We start from the raw sequence: 16,961 nt of genomic DNA, 5'->3' as shown, positions 1-16,961 counted from the left end.
GGCTTTATTGATAATGGTATACCCATGTCCGATTACTTCTTCACATCAGGCATCAAGAGCATGCCTTTATGTTCTTACACTCATTCACTCTCCAGAGTCTATGGGATGAGCCGACAAAGCTAGAAATTTAAATAACAACAGCCCCTCTATTAATAGAAGGGCTGTTGTTTCAGACTGTAGACAAAGTCGATTTTTTCGACTTTGTCTATTATTTTTAAATTAAACGGCTATAAGTACAATTTTTTCAGATTTTCCAAACCCTTTATTTTCTAGGATTCAGAAAAATATTTGAACATAGAAAACTAAAGTTAAATGCCGACTTATGATAACTTTTTGTTACGAATTTAGTTTGTCGACACTCTGTAACAACAGCCCCTCTATTAATAGAAGGGCTGTTGTTTTTCCTGTTCAAAATTATGGTCTTGAAGGGTCCTTTACAAAATGTTATGGTTTTTGACACGCAAAATTATATCCACCAATTTTTCTAGCCTCAGTAGCATTGGTTTGTCCATTTAAACCAGCATCATCTCGGGAGTCAATGATTGGATTCCCTCCCTGTGCAAAGCATTTGTTCATATAATTCATTTTTTCTTTATGTGTCAAGTATCGGTCCCAGAAGAAATAGCCTATGAAAGAAACCAAACCAATTCCTGCAAGCCATGCTATGACAGCATATGGTGTTACTTCTCCATCTTCATTTTCTTTATAAATAATTGTGCCTTCATAATTGTTCATGTCTAGCCCAAAGGTTAAAAGTTTATGATGAACCTCATTAGGAGATAGTGATTCAAGAGATTCGTAATAATTTAATTCTTCATCTGTGAAATGATATAATTTCTGAGCTGCTTCTTCATCAAACGCTAATGTTTGCGTAGCCAAGTTATAGTAGATGGATTCGGCTAAAACACTTTCTTTACGTCCATATTCATCAGCATTCGCAAAATTCGGAAAAATTGTAGCAACAATTAACGTAACAATCAAACTGCAAATAAAAAATTGAAGCTTCTTCATCACAGTAAACCTCCTTGTTTTATTTATGTTAAAATATTACATTTATGGATAATGTAACATTATCTTTATTATACATATAATCCAGATAAATGTATAATATATAAAGAAAGTGAGGTGTTTTTTTGTATTTCTCAAATATACAATTATTAATGCTTGTATTTGCTTTTGTTATTGCGATTTTGAGTGTGATTAAAGTGTATCAAATAAAAAAAGAATATTTGATTAAACACAGAGAATTAGAGGTGGAATACGAAAGAATCCAACTGGAGAAACAAAAACAAAAGATTCTTTAATTTAGTATGAAACTTACTATATAAAAAGTGCACCTCGTCATTAGATTTTCCCTAACGATTGGGTGCACCTATTTTTTTCTAAATTGCTCTAGCTACTTACCCATTGATTGGGTAAGCTTTAATGTCAAAATGTTTCGCTGGATAAAACACTGACCGAAATTATCGGATAGCCTTCAATCATTCACGACATCTTGCCACCAGTCGTCTACCTGATCGTGTAATAACTGTTCTGGATGAGTGCCATGTCCACGATATAACGGTGCATAGCAAGTATAGCCTTGGTTATGTAGTGCAGTGGCTACTTTCTTCATATCTCTTGTATGACTTGTAAAGGAATGTAAAAGCAATAGGGCATGCTCATTTCCCTCTAAATAAATCTCTTTTGCTGGTAATATGTTTAGCACTTCATCAAGCCCTTTCTTCCATCTACCTTTATTTAAGCCCCAACAAACAGCACTGCCTGTCCGATGGCAATAAAAAAGGCTTCCTGCTGAATGGGGCTGCTGTCTTCAATTTGCAGCGTAATGTCAAAATGTGTCTCGCAGAAAGTCGCTTGCCAGCGTGCGATAGGCTGTTCATTCACAGTAAAAACAGACCAGTCCTCCATTTCTTTGTTAAGCTTGATTTGCTGTTCGCCATCGGTAATGACTAAATCGGGAATCATGATTTGCCAGCCATCGTAAGCAATCATATAGTCTTTACCTGTTACTAAATCCTTGCCACGGAAATGGACGCGCCCACGACGGGATACTTTTTTACACGTAAAAAGTGGCTGACCATTGCGATCGTGGACATCAAAACGAACGAAATAACGATAGTCCATCGTTTTATCGAATGCTTTTTTTAGTGCATTGGCATACACGCGTTGAACGGTGGACGATTCCTCCCCCGCTTCATTTAAAATCGTAACGGTCTCTGTTGACTCAATGGCCGCTGGTTGCTTGTATGTATAGGTCTTCAATCTATTCGCTCCTTTGAAACAATTGCTTTTCTTAAAGCTACCATAAAATAAGCGTCAAATACAAAGGATGTATTTGACGCTCCTATTGCGGCTATTTCAATAAAGTGGCCTACTCCATTTTCTATCGATCTAACTTAAAGGTAATTTCCCCGATGCCCAATTCCGAATTGACCTCTAGCACGACATCTGCCTTGTCGTAAGCTTCGTTGACATAGACACCATTCCCTTTTGACATAAGACCCTCCACATTAGACGAGCCAATGCCTTTTTCCGTCGTTAGTTTCACGCCAACCTTTGAAGGTAAAATAACTGTTGTTTGACCGACACCTGTTTCAATAGTTGTTGTAAAGCTCTTCTTCCAGTCGCCACCTAGATTAACCGTTAGATCACCGACACCCGATTCAATATCGAGTTTTTCCAGCTGAAGACCCTGTAAATCGAGGTTGGCAAGAGAGGCACCTGTTTCCACAGTCAGATCCATCGGGATGCTGTCGTTCAGTTGAATCGCCCATGTGTTTTTAATATTGGAGAGCCCCAGCTTTGTTGAGCCCTTATGCTTGATTTCTACTTCTCCTGTATCGCCATGTACATCATAGTCTACCTGAGGGGCTAGCTTTTTTACATTATATTCTGCGTTGCCCTCCACCCATTCCTTTGCACCACTCGATACATTCATTTCGCCAACACCTAAATCAATATCTACCTCTAATGCTTTCGCTTTATCCTTTTCCACCAAAATGGCTTCCTCTCGCATTTTATTTGGAATAAAGGAAAAGCACCCCGATAATACCAATGCTGACGTGCCTATCACGACACCTAAACCCACTAATTTTTTCACTATTATTTCCTCCCACCGTATAATCTACCAATAATTTCATTATATAGGAGAAGGGAAATTAAAATACGACCCTACGCTTGAATTTCATCTAAGACCTAAGACGTAGAGAGGCTTACTGATAAGGAATGTTATGCCCCTCAAGCAATGCCTTTAAATTCGCTAGAGAGGCAGCATAGCCTGGCGAATTAAAGCTCACTGTAGTGCCATTACCCTGTTCGGCTAGCGTAATAGCAATTAATGTTTCAGGCACTTCTAGATAGAAGGAAAATTCCTTATTTTTCTTCACTTGCTGAATCGTTAGCTCCATCGGCAGTTTTTCAGAAAGCTGATTATGTGCATTTGGCATTAAAGTACATGTCATTTTTTCTCCAGCTGCTAGAATAGGGATGTCCCATGTGGAGCCTGTTGCGTACCATTGGGAGAGGGATTGCTCCTCTGTAATCGCTTGCCATACTTTATCAATCTTTGCCTCAATCCAAATCGAACTGGTCATTCGCAGCAACCTCCATTTCCTCTTTTCCATTATTTTACCGAACTTTCAGTAGTTATACTACTTTGGGATGTTCTGTATAAGTGAAATGCCCCCAGTATGACCATCACAGCGATGACATCCAAAGCGAGCTGATAGCTGGAAAAAACAGCAACCAATAATCCATAAACTGTTGGTGCCAAAACAATAAAGAACTGGTTAATCGTTAACGCTGCACTAACTGTCAGTCCTACTGCTTGCGAATCGGATTGTTCCGTGACACAAGTGATATATATGGAATACCAGCCAAGCGCTAAAAACCCAAATACACTGCAAAAAATAATCATGAGGCCCTTGCTATGTATGACAAAGGGCAAACAGCCCACCATCAGAAATGTAGCGACCATGACGAGCACTAATAAAGGCTCTCGTTTTTGAGCGAAATATTGATCACTCATCCAAGCAAGTACAATTCGCCCAAGCATCCCACCAAGTAAAATCAGACTTAAATAGCGCCCTGCCTCGGTTAATGTATACCCACCTTCATGATGTAAATAGCTCATAAAGTGAGCAATGATAATCATTTGGAGGGACATCATGACCATGCCCACAAAAAATAAAGGATAGAGCGCTCGATTGTGCCGAATAGCACGCATCTTCTCTTTAAAAGGAATGAGAGGTGCCGTAGCGGTGGCATGCTGTTTTGGCTCTTTGTACAGCAATAAAAATAATAGTCCCCCACCAACCGCCATCAAGCCCTGTGCTAAATGGACAGAGGATAGATGATGATGTTGATACAAATAGGTCAGCAAAGTGGAAGCCAATGCACCTCCAATCGGAATACCTGTTTGGCGAATCCCAATAGCCAGTCCTCGATGCTTGTTAGGAAACCATTTCACAATAGCAGTACTGCCACCTGTTTGCGCACTGCCATACCATATCCCCACAACTATTAATACGAGAAGCAATGTCGTATAATGATTCACGGGTATTAGCAATAAGGCTGACAGGCCCAGTAGTATCGAGCCCCATCCAATAATCTGCTTTTCTCCCTTTTTATCCATGAGATAGCCGAATAGTAGCATGGAGAAAATTGGCCCTATATTGACGGCTGAAACAATTAGCCCTGTTTGGAAGGACGTTAAGTGCCATTCCATTTGATAAAAAGAGGCAACTGGCCCCATTCCGTAGGTCACAAAGGTTGCGGCTGTCTGCGAAAGTGTAGCCACAAGCAATACGACCCATCGATAATATGTATGCATCATAACCCTCCATCAGGTTACTGCTTTTGCAGTCTACCTTTTCATTATCTAGAGTGTACGTGGACAGCTAGCGTACGTAAAATGGAGGAAAATGATAGCGGCTATTAAAAAAATCTATAGGTATGTGAGGAACAACATGAACATTGAAGAAATTGCCTTAAAAATGGAGCTTTTAGAGAGGCAAAACTTGAGTAAATCGGCTGAAATTACCAATTATACACAATCTGCCTTAACAGCAAAGGTGAAAAAAATGGAGCGTGAAATTGGGCAGGACGTCTTTAAACGAACACCCCAAGGCTTAAAGCTGACAGAGGTAGGTCAACATTATTTACAGTTTTTAAAGAAAGTTACCGAGCAATATGAAGACTTTTTACATACCATCGGCCCTACACAAACGAGCATTTTGGTTGGTACATCTCATACAACCATAAAAATATATGGTCCATCCATCATGAACGCACTGCAAACTAGTCGAAGTCCGATAGATATTGATTTCACTGTGGAATCAAGTACAGCCTTAAATCACAAAGTTCATTTGGCGGAAATAGATTGCGCATTAACAAGTAATCCAATCAAGCATTATAGCGATCTACACTATGATGTACTAGCCACAGAGACATTTGAAGTTATCTCAAGCTCCGCTCCTATCATCGACTTTGAACAACGAACACCTGTCACATTGCTTGTGTTAAGTAAGGGCTGCATGTATACCCATGCATTAGCACAATGGCTCACTGACAAACAGGTACCTTTTACGATGAAGGAGATTAAATCGGTTAGTAGTATTTTAGATTTTCTTGAAATCGAGCACACATTGGCTGTATTAAATACCAAATTACTAGCACTTTATCCTTGTCCTGACCTGCATTTTTATGATTTAGACGGGCTTCACAATGCGATCGAAACAGTTTATATCTATAAAAAAGATGACAGTAAGCAGCCCTTCATCCTGCAATTAAAACAGGTCATTGAATCCTTGCTTGAGCAGAATTAGCTCCATAAACCTATTTGGTGCTAATATTCTAAAAACCCTATATTATTCACACGGACTACACTATAATAGGTTTGTCATTATTAATCTTGTAAATGCTTAGGAGTACATCATGTTTTATTACATCTCGTTATTTTTTGCAGTATTTGCATTATCTACCTCAGCAATCTTTGTTAAGCTAGCTGATGCGCCACCAGCGATTACGGCCTTTTATCGACTATTCTTTGCGATGCTAGTGCTTCTTCCATTTTTATTGGCAAAGAAGGACTTGCGGCAGGAGCTTGCTAGCCTATCGAAAAAGCAGTGGGGACTTGGCATTTTATCAGGCTTATTTTTGTCCTGTCATTATGTGTTATGGTTTGAATCATTAAACTACACCTCTGTGGCTAGTTCAACCGTCATTGTGACACTACAGCCACTATTTTCTTTAGTAGGTAGCTATTTTTTATTTAAAGAGCGATTTTCGAAAGGAGCGATTGTTGGCTGCTTCGTAGCGATCATCGGCTGCTTCATTATTGGCTGGCAAGATTTCCAGATTAGTGGACAAGCCCTTTATGGCGATATTCTTGCCTTTATTGCGGCAGGTATTATTACAGCCTACTTTTTTATTGGGCAATCAGTGCGCAAGGATTTATCGCTCATTCCCTATTCCATTATCGGCTATGGCAGTAGCTCGATCTTTTTAGCCGTTTATGCCCTCTTTATGAAAGAATCATTTTTCGATTATTCAGCCTCCACCTGGTGGTCCCTTGTAGGGCTGGCTGTCATTGCAACGATTTTTGGGCAAACTATTTTTAATTGGCTGTTGAAATGGTTAAGTACAACGGTGATTTCCATGAGTATTTTAGGCGAAACAATCGGCACCTGTATATTAGCTTATTTTATTTTAGATGAGATGATTTCCGTTCAACAGGGGATCGGTATTTTGGTCATTTTACTAGGACTTGCCCTGTTCTTACTGCAGCAACGAAAATCAGTGTAAAAGAAAAAACAACGGCAAAGGCTGCCGTTGTTTTTTATTGGTGTGTAAAGTAGAAGGTCGTGCCTTGCTTGTTTGATTGTAAGAGAGCTTCGATATTCAGTGTTTTAGCAATATCCTGAATGATTTTAAGCCCAAGTCCGCCATGCTCATCTTCAGGCGTAAAGCCAATACCATCATCACACATGACAACTTGCCCGTCCTTGATCGTTACCTCTAGCTTGGATGCTTGGGCATGCTTTAATGTATTTTGAAAGACATTATCGAATAAACGCTGTAGCCACAATTCATTGCTAAGCCAAGTTGCTTGTAAATCATCATGCTGAAAATGCAGCGTAATATTCTGCATACGATATAGATACTGCCACTTCTTTATCATCATTTGTAACAATGGGACAAGTTGAACCTCCTCCTGCATGACATAGGACTGTTCACTCGTATCAAAGGACTGTAACTGAAATGCATTTGTTAAATTCGTGATATATTGAATTTGTGCATGTAAGGATTCCACTAATTTGGGCTGCCCCTGTAGTTGATCCTCTAGATAAAACAGCTGCAAGCGGATAGCCGTTAACGGCGTATGGATGTCATGTCGCAACTTTTGTAGCAGCTCTTTTTGAAGCTCCTGTTGCTGGGCAAGCTCTAATTCTCGGTAAGTTGTACGCTCAATTAAGAGATTGACAGATTGGCTAAGCCGCCCGATTTCATCCTCACTTTTTATCGTTAACGTGTCAGGTATTCGCTCATTACTCGCTAGTTCTCGTATTGTTTTATTAAGTAGTGTGATTTTGGATAGTAACGAATGAATCGATGTGGAAAATAGCCATGCGAGCATTCCTAACGCTAGCACAAACGCAATCAGCATCACAGGATAGGCATAAGACTCATGAAACGGAATACCGTCATTTTTCATTTTAAAGGCCTTGTCATACAAAATTGACATGGCCACACTAATGCCTAATAGTACAACCGGCACACTCCCAATGGCTACAAATAATAAAGTACGGTATTTTGTTTTTAAGGTCATTTTTTATTATAGGTATTTAAACGATACCCTTCTCCATAAATGTTTTGCACAATAGTGCCTGCTGGGTCCTGTAGCTTTGTTCGAATTTTTTTAATATGGACATTCAAAATATTATGATTGCGTTCATCGAGCGGCCAAAGATAATCAAAAAAATGTTCCTTTGTTAACACTCTGTCTCGATTGTCAAATAAATAAAAGAAAATTTTTCGCTCGATCGCTGTCAGGGCGATTTCATCATGGATACTACGATGAAATACTTGACGGCGCTCCCCATCAATCAATAAATGCTGAATTTGCGTAAATGTACCATACTGTTGTGCTAGCATTTTTTGCATTCTTAGCAACAGCTCTCGCGGATCAAATGGCTTTGTTAGGTAATCCTCGCCGACCATCAACCCCTCTAGCTTACTTTCAATATCGTTACGTGCCGATAGAAAAATGATTGGAATATTTAAGCCTAATCGTTTAATATTTTTGCTTAATTGATAGCCATCCTCTCCTGGCAGCATAATATCCATTATGACTAAATCCACCTGCTGAATCAGCGCCATCATATCCTTGCCATCTGTTTTCCAGATTGCCTCATAGCCCTCACGCTTCACTATTTTTTGTAGTAGATCACCAATCATGTGATCGTCTTCTATAATTAAGATTCTAAATCCTTTCATACTTATCGACCTTTCTCATCACCCGTTGTTTTCATAAATTCCATTGCCAGTTGATAGATTGCATCTGGCTGATAGAGATAAATACTATGTGTCCCACTGACCTCCTTCACCTGTGCATTAGTGAATTGCTTTGCAAAGTCAGCATAATCCTGTCGGTTTTGCTTCGTATATTTCGAATGTTTATTTTCTTCCGCAATCGCATCAATCAGTAAGATAGGCGTGTCTTGCGGCTTTTTGAGCTGTTCTGATTGTAAACTATTTTCGTAGACCTGTAACAGCTCATTTTGCATATCCTCATTAAAAAATTGCTTAAAGGACAATGCCTGATAGATTTCCTTTTCCTGTGCTGTTAAAAAGGACATGTTCAATACTTGCGGATTATGGACCTGAGATGGCATAAGTCGATGTAAGCCCAGCTTAGTAGCGAGATGCATTCCCCTTACCATCCAACGATCGACCGTCCCCATTTTATGCTTTACATATTGACTAGGTAAGCCAATGTCCAGAGCGATGATGCTCTTTACTTCCTCTGGGTATTTTTGCGCCCAGTAAATGGCCTCTAGTCCAGAAATGGAATGTGGCACAAGAACATAGGGCGGTTCAAGCCCACTTTGCAGAAGTGCCTGTCGTGTTTGCGCTACAATCGTATCGATTCCTCTATCATCATGGGCTACGTCGCTATAGCCATAGCCAGCTCGATCCACTACTGCAATTTGATGATGCTGTGAAAACTTACGATACAGCCCTTTTAGCTCATATACGGGTGCTGCGATACCTGAGCCAGCCATAAAAATATATGTATCCTCGCCAGCCCCCTCCTGATAAACATGGATGTTTTGTCCATCTACATTGTTTAATGTGCCGTTAGGTTGTAAAATAGTTGACTCCTTCTGTATTAAGCTATAGTGATAAATACAAATTATCACCATTCCGAGCACAATCAATGCCCCCATATAGACAATCATTTTCTTTGCTTTCTTTTTCATACGTATCTCCTCTTTTCGTTGATACTTGCAAGGATACACGGTAAAAATAAATTTCTACTAAACTTTTGGAGAAAATAGATAAATTTCATACAAAAAAGCTACCTAACTAATAGGCAGCTCTCTTGATTAAGCATCTGGATAGGTTTTTCGTAAAAAATCGATCGTTTGTTGTATAAGGGCTTTTAAGATGTCTTCATTCACATCAGCTAGCTTATTAATATAAACGCAGGCTTTTCCTGTTGTGTGTTTACCAAATTGTTGTAATAATTGCTCACGTTCATCCCCTGGAGCAAAATATAAGCTAATTTTCGCTTTGCGAGGGGAATAGGCAGCTAGTGGGGCATCTCCTTCATGGCCTGTTTGATATTTGTAATGATATTTACCAAAACCTATAATGCTCGGTCCCCACATTTTGGCTTCATAGCCTGTGACCTCTGTAAAGATGTCCAATAATCGATAGGCGTCTTCTCGCTTTTTTGGATGGTCTACACTTTCAATAAATTCAATGACACTTACATCGGTTTCTTTGGTCTTTAATTCATACATGTCAATCCCTCGCCTTCTGGAAGATGTACCTTTATTATTCCCTATTCTACCTGCTCTAACAATAGTTTTTGTTGAAGATGACGATAGATCCCCTGCTGCTGCATCAGCTCTTGGTGATTGCCCTGCTCGACAATTTCTCCCTGCTGAATCACGAGGATTTGATCGGCATTTTCGATTGTTTTGAGTCGATGGGCAATGACAAAGCTTGTGCGTCCCTGCATTAAATGCTGTAAGCCTTTTTGAATATCCACCTCTGTTTGGGTATCCACACTTGATGTCGCTTCATCCAAAATTAAAATATCTGCATTTTCTAATATCGCACGCGCGATCGCAATAAGCTGACGCTGCCCCTGACTTAAATTGGCTCCCCCTGCCTGTACGGGCGTTTCGTATTGGGCTGGTAAATATTTTATAAAATGATGGGCATTCGCAATTTTTGCCGCTTCCACAACCTCTTCATCTGTCGCATCTAGCTTCCCAAAGCGAATATTTTCACGAATCGTTCCCGAGAACAAATAGGTGTCCTGTAAAACCACACCGACTCTTTGGCGAATCGTCGCCATCTGATAGTGTTCAATATTATGCCCATCAATCAAAATCTCACCTTGATCGACGTCATAAAAACGTGTTAATAAATTGATAATCGTTGTTTTGCCTGAGCCTGTTGGGCCAACAAGAGCAAATGTCTCTCCTGCCTTGGCATGGAAGTCAATGTTTTTTAACACAGGCTTATTTGGCTCATAGCTAAATGATACTTGCTTGAAAACAACATCCCCCTTGAGCGATGCCGTCTTGATAGCATTAGGCTTGTCGGCTACCTCTGAGGGTTCATCTAGTATCTCAAAAACACGCTCTGCCCCAGCAATAGCAGACTGGAAGGTGTTTAATAGATTAGATAGCTGGTTAAGCGGACGGAAAAATTGCCGTGTATAGGTCACAAAGGCGGCAATAATCCCCACTGTAACAATACTCTTTACTGCTAAAAAGGCACCTGTTCCGATGACGACAGCAAGGCCTAAATTATTCATAAAGTTATTAATCGGACCTAGTAAGCCAGAGGTAATTTCTGCTCGTTGGGCAGAGTTTCGTAGATTTTCGTTTTGCTGATGGAACGTATCAATCGTTTGCTGTTCCTTACCAAAAAGCGTAAGTACCTCCGAACCTGTAATCATTTCCTCAATATAGCCGTTTAGCTTCCCAAGATCCCGTTGCCGTGCAGCATAATTTTTACTGCTGCGTTTAATGATTTGCTTGGTTGTGAAAACGATCAGCGGAATAATAATCAATGTCACGATTGCTAATTGCCAGCTTAATGTAAACATGGCGATACTGACACCAATTACAGTTAAAATGGACGACACGATTTGCGTAACACTTTGCGCAAGTGCAGTATTTAAATTATCAATATCGTTGGTCACACGGCTCATTAGATCCCCAAGTGCCCGCTGATCAAAGAAACGTAATGTCAGCGTCTGAAGCTTTTGAAATAGTTCCAATCGCAATGTCCGAATGGTTTTCATCGCCACATGAATCATGACATAGGTTTGCAGCCATGTCAGAATAGAGGCTACTGTAAAAATAACGGCCAACAGGATGCCTAAACGAATCGTTCCGTCGATATCCTTTTTCATAATATAATCATCTATAATATGTCCAATCATATAGGGCCCCGCAAGGCTTAAAAAGGTCGAGGCAATGACAAAAAGGATAGAGAAAAACAGCCCTACTTTTTGTTGCTTGACATAGTGCCATACACGTGACAATGTCTCCCTTTGATTTTTCGCCTTCTCAGCTGGTCTCCCCATACGCGGTCCACGTCCAAAATTCATTTGCTTTGGTTGACTTTGGCTCATTCTTGTTCACCAGCCTTTTGCTGTGACGCATAAATTGCTTGATAATGCGCATTGGATTGTAGAAGCTGCTGATGGGTTCCTTGCCCAACAACGTCGCCATCCTCTAGTACCAAAATAACATCTGCCTGCTGAATGGAGGCAATTTTCGACGCTACGATGAAGGTCGTTGTGTCTTGATAATAGGTGGCAATAGCTCGTTGCACATGTTGTTCCGATGCACTATCGAGCGCTGACGTTGTATCATCCAGCACCAAAATGGCAGGCTTTCGAATAAACGCACGACTTAATGCAAGTCGCTGCTTCTGTCCACCCGAAAGATTCGTAGCACCCTGTAACAATTCATGCGCTATGCCCTTATCAAGTCGCTCTACAAATTCACTGGCACAGGCGGCCTCTAATGCCTGCTGTATGTCCTCAGCTGTGGCATCATCCTTACCGAGACGAATATTTTTTTCAATCGGCCCAGAAAACAATAATGCTTTCTGAGAGGTAAATCCGATATGCTCACGTAGGGTTGCGAGTGAGTAGGATTTTAGCGGTTTTCCGTCTATGAGGATTTCGCCACCAGAGGGATCAAATAAGCGAGGTAATAGCTTCACCAGCGTCGATTTACCACTACCTGTTTTCCCAATAATGCCGACCGTTTGCCCTGGTTTGACCGAAAATGAAATCTTTTTAAGGACATCCTCAGCTGTTTCATAGTAACGATAGCTCACCTGATCAAAGTCAATGGCCCCTTTTATTGGATCTGTCAGCGTATGTTCAGCTTCCTTAACAGCAATCTCTTTGTTTAATACGTCCACAATGCGTTCTCCTGAAGGCAAGGCTCGCGCTATTTGCATCAGCACCATACTAGAGGACATCAGTCCATTTAAAATAATCGTTAAATAGTTGATAAACGCAAGAATAACGCCCACTTGAAGCGTACCCGCATCTACCTTAATGGCTCCAAGCCAAAGCGCCGCTACAATCCCTAGATTGACAACAAACATCGTAAAGGGTACAAGCACGCCGACAATTTGCTCAGCTGTAATAAAACGTTTCGTCAACGCCTCATTTAATTCTCCAAACTGTGCTACCTGCTGTTTTTCACGGCGAAAGGCTTTAACTACACGAATACCCGCCAAATTTTCCTGTAACTTCGTATTGACGGCATCAATCGCCTCCTGAACACGACGATACAATACACCCGAATACTTTGTGAAAAAGTACATTGCGATAATCAACAATGGCACGATAATGAGCAATATGGAAAAAAGCTCACGCGCTGTGACAAACACAATAATCACTGCGCCGATAAAGAGCAATGGCCCACGCACAAAAATACGCAGCGTCATCATAAAAGCACGCTGAATACTTTCCACATCACTCGTTAAAATCGTAATCAGCTTCCCTGTTGTAAAAGCATCTCGCTCCTTGGCTGAGTAAGTCATCATTTTCTCATAAAGAGCCTGACGAACATCCGACGCAAAATGAATCGCCGCCTTTGAGCTATAATACGAGCAACCAACCCCACCAATAAGTCCGAGCCCTGCACTGCCAAGCATCCACACAAACATAGTCAATACGTAGCGATTATCCCCATTGGCAATCCCCGTATCAATCATATGCTGCATGATAGTCGGCTGAATTAAATCCATCGTCACCTCCAGTACCATCAATAGCGGTGCAATCAAGGTGAAAAATTTATAAGGCCCTAAATACTGCCCTAATTGTTTAATTGCCTGCATACATTCGTCTCCGTTCTATTTAAATCCCATTCGTTCCTCATTATAACTGAAAATCATTCCCATTTGATAAATAATTTTTCGGGTCTCGTAATATTATTGGAGTGGTTTAATTGAGTTGAAGAGTCTCATAAGGAGAAAAAATCTGATTTCTATGCAGATTTTGGAGAGGGGTGACTTTTTAGAGCGAATTTCCACTTCTATAGGAGCGGCTTTCTTCCACTTTGGAGTGTGGTTACCATGCTCAGGAGCGACTTCCTCACCTTTCAGAGCGGGCATTTTCCTTTACAAGCAGCAGCCAGCTACTTTAGATTCAGCGTCATCCTGTTAATTAAGTAAGGAACCACCCAGAGCAAGGATTAGATCGAAGTAAAATAACACTCGCTCTGGATTATCTGGACCTGTCCCAAGAAACAATCATTTGCTCAAACCAAGCCCCATCACTTTTCAGAAATGTGTAGTTTCTCAAAATTTCGCAGGAAAATTTTTTGTGCCTGTGACTCATTGTCTGCAGCAATTCCTAGCAAAATGACCGTACAGGGGCCTGCTGATTTTGCACCATCAAGGGCGCATTCCACATGTCGCTCCCCAAACAGACGGGCAAATTCTCCTTGTAGCCCCCTTGATCCGACTGGCCATATTTGCTGAACAATTTCTGCCTGCCATGCCTTGTATATAGGCAGCAACTGCGCCACATCTTCAGGTTGTGCCAACACCTCTTCCCCTACAAGCGGCAGGCCATAGGTGTACCAGCTAAGCTGATCGTGGTCAAATGCTCGACGCTGCTGGATTTCTCCAAGCATTGTAACAGCTAAGCCTGACTGCAATGTGGGCATATTGGATTCCGTACTCCCCGCAATGGCTGGACATGTAAGATCTGCCTCTGCAAACACTTGCTGTATACCTTTTTCATAGCGAGACCATGCGGCATCTCCAGAAAAATTCGCAAGTAGAACTTGAACAGGTAGTGCCTGTGCCGCTAGCTGTTCTAAAAAGGTCACACGTGCTGTCATATAGGCCGTCAGTTGATCGGGTGCTGACACAACATCTTGCGGTTTTTGTCCAATGGCTGCAGCATTATCCATTGTTGCAATGAACGTGCCAACTTTCATCGCATTTCTCACTGTACACGACCTTCCTTACGCACAAAAACCTTTGATAGAATGGGCATAACTACCGCGACAATAATTAAATTGATCACCGTTGCCATCAGAATACTGCCTAAAGCACCCCAGAAAAATGCTGGACTAATAATAAAGTAGAATGGGAGTGGCGCTACAATACCGTTTAATACTAAGGCAACAGGCCATTTCCAAAAGTGTAAGCCTTTTTTATGCATCACCCCAAAGACCCATACGACAATCCACATTTCTACCGCGATAATAATATGTAATGGTCCTAATGGGAAGCCAGATGTTAATGCCGTAATAAAATGCCCGATCAATCCAGCAACCCCTGCTAAGATGGGGGATAGAAAGACAACACCTAAAAAGGCAGGAGCCGAATCCAGTGCAGCCGTTGAAATAAACGTTGGTACCTTAATCATTGCCCCTACTGCACAGATGGCCGCTACCATTGCTGTCAAAACCATTTTTCTTAATTTTTGTCGTTCCATTTCATTCCCTCTTTTCTGTTGAATGTCTACTTTACTTCAATGGCTCAGCTATTCCATACCAAATCCGTACAACTTGCTCTGCTTCCTTGAACAAAGCTTGGTATAGACGACCACAGGTATCGCGTAGCTGTCGGGCTTGTTTTTCCATTGGCACAACTCCACGCCCCATATCCGTCACAATAAGTGCGAGTGTGCAATGCTGCTCAATCTCTTGTAAGGTTGCTAGCACCTTTTGAACGATTAGTTCATCTTCCTCCAAATTTTGTGTCACAAGCCATTTTTCTAAGTTCTTTAGGACAAGGACATCACAGGCGGGCGCTACCTCAGGTAGTTCGCCAGCAATCATAACCATCTGTTGCTGTTCATACAAGCGCCTCACATAGTCGGTTTTGCCGTTATAGGCACCTCCGATAAAGACATGCATCGTGCTCCCTCCTCCCAAGCCTTTCTTGTAAATGTTAAAGCAAATTGTTTATCATGTGGCACCTGATAGGACCAAAAAGGCTGTTCTGTTGGCGCAAAGGCAACAAGTAAGGCACGAATAACCCCACCATGAACCACTAAATAATAGCTATCCTCATTTTTAGGTAAATAATGAAATCCATCTACAACACGTTTCATAAAATCATCGAATGCCTCCCCCTGTGGAGGGGGTGTACGGATTGGATCATCTATCCATGCCCGATAGTGAGCATCCATTTTTAGCTCCTCATAGGTTTTCCCTTCGAATGCACCAAAGTTCGTCTCTCGAAGGGATGCCTCTGCCTGGTAGCTAGCATTGGGAAAATAATGAGCAGCCGTTTGTCGACAGCGCTGTAGATCACTGCCATATACTTTTTTAACAAATGCATCCACAACAGCAAGCTTGGCTGTATCTGCTAATGGTGCGTCCGTCCAACCAAGGTAACGCTTTTCAAGATTCTCTTTTGTAGGCGCATGCCGCATTAAGCACACAGTAACAATGTCACCCATAGTACAACCTCCATTCCTTCAATGGAGGCACCCAGTAAATCGCCAGATACTCCACCAAAATTACGCAACGTAAATTGTCGAAAAATAAAAAGTGCAATAGCTAAAACGACGACTAGGACAACGGGAAGAAGTAAGAGCTGCGTGCTGATAAAAACAACCGTCATCGCCAATACGAGCGATAACAGCATGATCACTTTTAATCGATTAGCCTTCATATGAGACTTAAAAAAATAAGCAAGACCTTTTTCCTTTGAGCAATGGAGTGACATAAAATAAAAGCTCATGCCCACTCTTGTTAGAAATGGGACGAATAGTACCATCCACAAGGCGAACCTCTGCTGCACAAAAAGCTCATGTAGAATAACAAATTTCCCCATTAATAAAAACACCACAGCCAATACTCCGAACGCTCCCACACGAGGGTCATCTAAAATCTCCAATCGTTTTTCTCGATCTCGATAGGAAAAATAGGCATCGCCCATATCAATAAAGCCGTCTAAGTGCAAACCACCTGTCCATAAAGCAAATAGCCCTATCACAGTGAAAGCTAGCATCACTTCACTGCTTGCTGTCCACTGCATAAGACTATAAAGTACGGCTGCCACCGTTGTTCCCATTAAAGCACCTATCCATGGTAAGCAAGCAAACATGCCTGTGATGGTGGACCTCGTTAACGGAAGCTCTTTATGTACTGGCAATACCGTAAAAAATTGAAATGCCAGTAGGAGGCTATGCCAAAAATTTTTCATCCTCTTGCCTTCCT

The 16,961-nt window shown here is 41.3% G+C and carries 19 protein-coding genes; 2 read left to right on the top strand and 17 right to left on the bottom strand.

What is annotated here, in order from left to right; genetic code table 11:
- Nucleotides 1–444: 444 nt before the first annotated feature.
- From LCP48_RS10020 to LCP48_RS09995, 6 genes are all read right to left on the bottom strand, one after another.
- Nucleotides 445–1,011, bottom strand: a complete 567-nt coding sequence (locus tag LCP48_RS10020; RefSeq protein WP_004228722.1) for a hypothetical protein — start codon at nucleotides 1,009–1,011, stop codon at nucleotides 445–447.
- 466 nt (nucleotides 1,012–1,477) lie between these two features.
- Nucleotides 1,478–1,708, bottom strand: coding sequence for an alpha/beta hydrolase (locus tag LCP48_RS10015; protein ID WP_216486902.1), 231 nt, complete (start codon nucleotides 1,706–1,708; stop codon nucleotides 1,478–1,480).
- Nucleotides 1,709–1,740: 32 nt separating this feature from the next.
- Nucleotides 1,741–2,265, bottom strand: coding sequence for a tubby C-terminal domain-like protein (locus tag LCP48_RS10010; RefSeq protein WP_004228727.1), 525 nt, complete (start codon nucleotides 2,263–2,265; stop codon nucleotides 1,741–1,743).
- A gap of 121 nt (nucleotides 2,266–2,386) precedes the next feature.
- Nucleotides 2,387–3,103: a toast rack family protein gene (locus tag LCP48_RS10005; protein WP_004228730.1), complete on the bottom strand. Its 717-nt coding sequence runs from the start codon at nucleotides 3,101–3,103 to the stop codon at nucleotides 2,387–2,389.
- 112 nt (nucleotides 3,104–3,215) lie between these two features.
- Nucleotides 3,216–3,596 (bottom strand): SRPBCC domain-containing protein, encoded by a 381-nt coding sequence (locus LCP48_RS10000; protein ID WP_004228732.1) that lies wholly within the window; start codon nucleotides 3,594–3,596, stop codon nucleotides 3,216–3,218.
- Nucleotides 3,597–3,625: 29 nt separating this feature from the next.
- Nucleotides 3,626–4,834, bottom strand: coding sequence for an MFS transporter (locus tag LCP48_RS09995; protein WP_216486904.1), 1,209 nt, complete (start codon nucleotides 4,832–4,834; stop codon nucleotides 3,626–3,628).
- Nucleotides 4,835–4,970: 136 nt separating this feature from the next.
- On the opposite strand from LCP48_RS09995, the gene LCP48_RS09990 reads away from it, so the two are divergent.
- Entirely contained in the window at nucleotides 4,971–5,828 is an 858-nt protein-coding gene (locus LCP48_RS09990) for a LysR family transcriptional regulator (protein WP_004228746.1), read from the top strand.
- 109 nt (nucleotides 5,829–5,937) lie between these two features.
- Nucleotides 5,938–6,807 carry a DMT family transporter gene (locus tag LCP48_RS09985; protein WP_004228749.1) on the top strand — a complete coding sequence of 290 codons (870 nt, stop codon included), beginning with the start codon at nucleotides 5,938–5,940 and terminating at the stop codon, nucleotides 6,805–6,807.
- A 34-nt stretch (nucleotides 6,808–6,841) separates the two neighbouring features.
- Here LCP48_RS09985 and LCP48_RS09980 read toward each other — a convergent pair whose 3' ends face one another.
- The 11 genes from LCP48_RS09980 to cobS all read right to left on the bottom strand — a co-directional run bounded on the left by LCP48_RS09980 (nucleotide 6,842) and on the right by cobS (nucleotide 16,947).
- Nucleotides 6,842–7,831, bottom strand: coding sequence for a sensor histidine kinase (locus tag LCP48_RS09980; RefSeq protein ID WP_004228752.1), 990 nt, complete (start codon nucleotides 7,829–7,831; stop codon nucleotides 6,842–6,844).
- On the bottom strand, nucleotides 7,828–8,499 hold the full coding sequence (locus tag LCP48_RS09975) for a response regulator transcription factor (protein WP_004228754.1): 672 nt from the start codon (nucleotides 8,497–8,499) through the stop codon (nucleotides 7,828–7,830). The genes LCP48_RS09980 and LCP48_RS09975 overlap by 4 nt, the downstream gene beginning before the upstream one ends.
- 2 nt (nucleotides 8,500–8,501) lie before the next feature.
- Complete coding sequence (locus LCP48_RS09970; RefSeq protein WP_004228757.1) at nucleotides 8,502–9,485, bottom strand: alpha/beta hydrolase; 984 nt, start codon at nucleotides 9,483–9,485, stop codon at nucleotides 8,502–8,504.
- 126 nt (nucleotides 9,486–9,611) lie between these two features.
- The gene (locus tag LCP48_RS09965; RefSeq protein ID WP_004228761.1) at nucleotides 9,612–10,031 is read right to left on the bottom strand and encodes a DUF1801 domain-containing protein; all 420 of its coding nucleotides are present in this window, start codon (nucleotides 10,029–10,031) and stop codon (nucleotides 9,612–9,614) included.
- Nucleotides 10,032–10,072: 41 nt separating this feature from the next.
- Nucleotides 10,073–11,884, bottom strand: coding sequence for an ABC transporter ATP-binding protein (locus LCP48_RS09960; protein ID WP_225340915.1), 1,812 nt, complete (start codon nucleotides 11,882–11,884; stop codon nucleotides 10,073–10,075).
- Nucleotides 11,881–13,614, bottom strand: a complete 1,734-nt coding sequence (locus LCP48_RS09955) for an ABC transporter ATP-binding protein (RefSeq protein ID WP_225340914.1) — start codon at nucleotides 13,612–13,614, stop codon at nucleotides 11,881–11,883. The genes LCP48_RS09960 and LCP48_RS09955 overlap by 4 nt, the downstream gene beginning before the upstream one ends.
- Before the next feature lie 437 nt (nucleotides 13,615–14,051).
- Nucleotides 14,052–14,735, bottom strand: coding sequence for a hypothetical protein (locus LCP48_RS09950; protein WP_004228770.1), 684 nt, complete (start codon nucleotides 14,733–14,735; stop codon nucleotides 14,052–14,054).
- A complete protein-coding gene (locus LCP48_RS09945; RefSeq protein WP_009371052.1) occupies nucleotides 14,732–15,226 on the bottom strand; it encodes an ECF transporter S component in 495 nt (164 codons plus the stop codon). The genes LCP48_RS09950 and LCP48_RS09945 overlap by 4 nt, the downstream gene beginning before the upstream one ends.
- 31 nt (nucleotides 15,227–15,257) lie before the next feature.
- Nucleotides 15,258–15,650 carry a bifunctional adenosylcobinamide kinase/adenosylcobinamide-phosphate guanylyltransferase gene (locus tag LCP48_RS09940; protein WP_004228774.1) on the bottom strand — a complete coding sequence of 131 codons (393 nt, stop codon included), beginning with the start codon at nucleotides 15,648–15,650 and terminating at the stop codon, nucleotides 15,258–15,260.
- A complete protein-coding gene (locus tag LCP48_RS09935) occupies nucleotides 15,602–16,198 on the bottom strand; it encodes a histidine phosphatase family protein (protein WP_225340913.1) in 597 nt (198 codons plus the stop codon). The genes LCP48_RS09940 and LCP48_RS09935 overlap by 49 nt, the downstream gene beginning before the upstream one ends.
- Entirely contained in the window at nucleotides 16,171–16,947 is a 777-nt protein-coding gene (cobS, locus tag LCP48_RS09930) for an adenosylcobinamide-GDP ribazoletransferase (RefSeq protein WP_009371049.1), read from the bottom strand. Before cobS ends, LCP48_RS09935 begins: the two co-directional genes overlap by 28 nt.
- Nucleotides 16,948–16,961: the final 14 nt, after the last annotated feature.

This window comes from Lysinibacillus capsici, from assembly GCF_020217405.1.
GTDB lineage: Bacteria > Bacillota > Bacilli > Bacillales_A > Planococcaceae > Lysinibacillus > Lysinibacillus capsici.
This window is presented reverse-complemented; position numbering and strand designations above follow the sequence as displayed.

What these genes read in the sequence shown, in the direction of transcription:
- LCP48_RS10020 (WP_004228722.1), bottom strand. Translation starts at nt 1,011, where the DNA reads ATGAAGAAGCTTCAATTTTTTATTTGCAGTTTGATTGTTACGTTAATT.
- LCP48_RS10000 (WP_004228732.1), bottom strand. Translation starts at nt 3,596, where the DNA reads ATGACCAGTTCGATTTGGATTGAGGCAAAGATTGATAAAGTATGGCAA.
- LCP48_RS09995 (WP_216486904.1), bottom strand. Translation starts at nt 4,834, where the DNA reads ATGCATACATATTATCGATGGGTCGTATTGCTTGTGGCTACACTTTCG.
- LCP48_RS09990 (WP_004228746.1), top strand. Translation starts at nt 4,971, where the DNA reads ATGAACATTGAAGAAATTGCCTTAAAAATGGAGCTTTTAGAGAGGCAA.
- LCP48_RS09985 (WP_004228749.1), top strand. Translation starts at nt 5,938, where the DNA reads ATGTTTTATTACATCTCGTTATTTTTTGCAGTATTTGCATTATCTACC.
- LCP48_RS09980 (WP_004228752.1), bottom strand. Translation starts at nt 7,831, where the DNA reads ATGACCTTAAAAACAAAATACCGTACTTTATTATTTGTAGCCATTGGG.
- LCP48_RS09975 (WP_004228754.1), bottom strand. Translation starts at nt 8,499, where the DNA reads ATGAAAGGATTTAGAATCTTAATTATAGAAGACGATCACATGATTGGT.
- LCP48_RS09970 (WP_004228757.1), bottom strand. Translation starts at nt 9,485, where the DNA reads ATGAAAAAGAAAGCAAAGAAAATGATTGTCTATATGGGGGCATTGATT.
- LCP48_RS09965 (WP_004228761.1), bottom strand. Translation starts at nt 10,031, where the DNA reads ATGTATGAATTAAAGACCAAAGAAACCGATGTAAGTGTCATTGAATTT.
- LCP48_RS09960 (WP_225340915.1), bottom strand. Translation starts at nt 11,884, where the DNA reads ATGAGCCAAAGTCAACCAAAGCAAATGAATTTTGGACGTGGACCGCGT.
- LCP48_RS09955 (WP_225340914.1), bottom strand. Translation starts at nt 13,614, where the DNA reads ATGCAGGCAATTAAACAATTAGGGCAGTATTTAGGGCCTTATAAATTT.
- LCP48_RS09945 (WP_009371052.1), bottom strand. Translation starts at nt 15,226, where the DNA reads ATGGAACGACAAAAATTAAGAAAAATGGTTTTGACAGCAATGGTAGCG.
- LCP48_RS09940 (WP_004228774.1), bottom strand. Translation starts at nt 15,650, where the DNA reads ATGCATGTCTTTATCGGAGGTGCCTATAACGGCAAAACCGACTATGTG.
- LCP48_RS09935 (WP_225340913.1), bottom strand. Translation starts at nt 16,198, where the DNA reads ATGGGTGACATTGTTACTGTGTGCTTAATGCGGCATGCGCCTACAAAA.
- cobS (WP_009371049.1), bottom strand. Translation starts at nt 16,947, where the DNA reads ATGAAAAATTTTTGGCATAGCCTCCTACTGGCATTTCAATTTTTTACG.